This is a genomic window from Paenibacillus thermotolerans (genome assembly GCF_028745515.1).
Classification (GTDB): domain Bacteria; phylum Bacillota; class Bacilli; order Paenibacillales; family YIM-B00363; genus Paenibacillus_AE; species Paenibacillus_AE thermotolerans.
In genome coordinates this window covers 1-1546 of the sequence record NZ_JAQZSG010000084.1, presented here as the reverse complement: position 1 = coordinate 1546, position 1546 = coordinate 1, and the positions used below count along the sequence as shown (strand labels likewise).

The window sequence follows — 1546 nt, the reverse complement described above, 5'->3', positions numbered from 1 at the left end:
GCACTAGCCTTGCATAAAACCTCACACACCAATTTTCACATCAACTTTTTACTATTAATGTAAAAAGTTGATGGTTTTTCATGGACTAAAATAAAAAAGTCTCCTATTGTAGAGATGTAGGCACGTTGTCCATAACTTCTCTACAAAGGAGAAACTCAGCATGGATAACGTAACCCAAAATACTGTCATTCGTCAATTGTTATCTTTACTTCCTGTAAATGTACAGGAACGTACAGCGTACGATCGGTACGCCAAAAAGCTTACGATCAATAAAAGCATATTGTTGTTTGCTGCAGCTTCCATGGATTACTGGTCTTCTTACGAAGATATGGGAGTCAAATTACGATCCAAACCGGAACTTCAGGATTTGCTTCAACTGCAGAGCATCAGCGGTTCACAGCTGTCCCGAAAGTTGAATCTCATCCCCACCGAATTGTTACAAGAAATCTTTATTCATTGTACGTCTAAGCTCCAGCGTCTTACGAATGGAGCGAATGGGATTACGGCCAACATCGGGAAACTGGCCATTGTAGATTCATCCGCGTTGTCTCTTCCCTTGAACCTAGCCAAGTGGGCGAAAATATCTAGGAAAGAAAGCGGCATTAAAATGCACACACGGCTCATTGCCGCCTCCCCCGATGCTATTTACCCGGATGCTATGGTGCCCTCAACTCGAAATGTTGGTGATCGGGAAGGCGCCATTGAACTGGTAACAGAGTCGGACGCCACTTACGTTATGGATCGCGGATATGACGACTACAAGAAGATGGATCGTTGGGTCGAGCGAAACATCCGTTTTGTGATGCGGATACGCGATCGAACGTCGACAACGGTATTGGAAGAGTATGAAGTACCGACAGGCTCCCATATCACGCGGGATGCGAAGGTGAAAGTGGGAAGTGCCTTTCGATCCATGGAAAACAACGTTCGGCTAGTTGAGTATTTGGATGAGCAGGGACGGACATATCGAATTCTCACGACTCGGTGGGACGTAACAGCCGAAGAGATCGCACAGATCTACAAGTGCCGGTGGCTTATTGAGCTCTTCTTTAAATGGCTAAAGCAGCATGTGCGGCTGGTGAAACTGTACAGCTACAAACCACAAGCACTTTGGAACCAGATGTTTATCGCTCTCATTGTTCACGCGCTCGTGCAGTTAACAAAAATGAGTCGAAACATTCCCCGTACGAACTGGCAAATGCTGCAGTTACTACGGACATATCTGTTTCAACAATGGGCAGAGCTCGAAAGAGAGCTAAACCGTACCTTGCGTAAGTCGAAGGGGCGAAAGCCCTCCACGTCTCCACCGGAAATAAGGGTACATACAAAGATAGGCATCATGAAGCCATCTAAACAGTAAAACCATTAACGAGTAGATATTACATTTTATGGGATGACGTACCTATGCTTAGTCTGGTGTAAGTCGTTAGTCTCTCTCCAAGAAAAGCGGATGTAAAAATTAGTATTCTAATCCTTGTAGTACCAAAACTTCCGCGCGTTACAGATCCACCATCGTGCTCTCCCCAACTTTTATGCAAGGCTAGTG

1 protein-coding gene is annotated in these 1546 nt (G+C 45.1%); it reads left to right on the top strand.

Annotated elements, in window-relative coordinates; all coding sequences use genetic code 11:
• The first annotated feature begins 160 nt into the window (after nucleotides 1–160).
• Nucleotides 161–1360, top strand: coding sequence for an IS4 family transposase (locus tag PT964_RS26300; protein ID WP_274366326.1), 1200 nt, complete (start codon nucleotides 161–163; stop codon nucleotides 1358–1360).
• Nucleotides 1361–1546: the final 186 nt, after the last annotated feature.

Bases quoted from the DNA above. Each gene is read 5' to 3' on its own strand.
- PT964_RS26300 (WP_274366326.1), top strand. From the start codon at position 161: ATGGATAACGTAACCCAAAATACTGTCATTCGTCAATTGTTATCTTTA.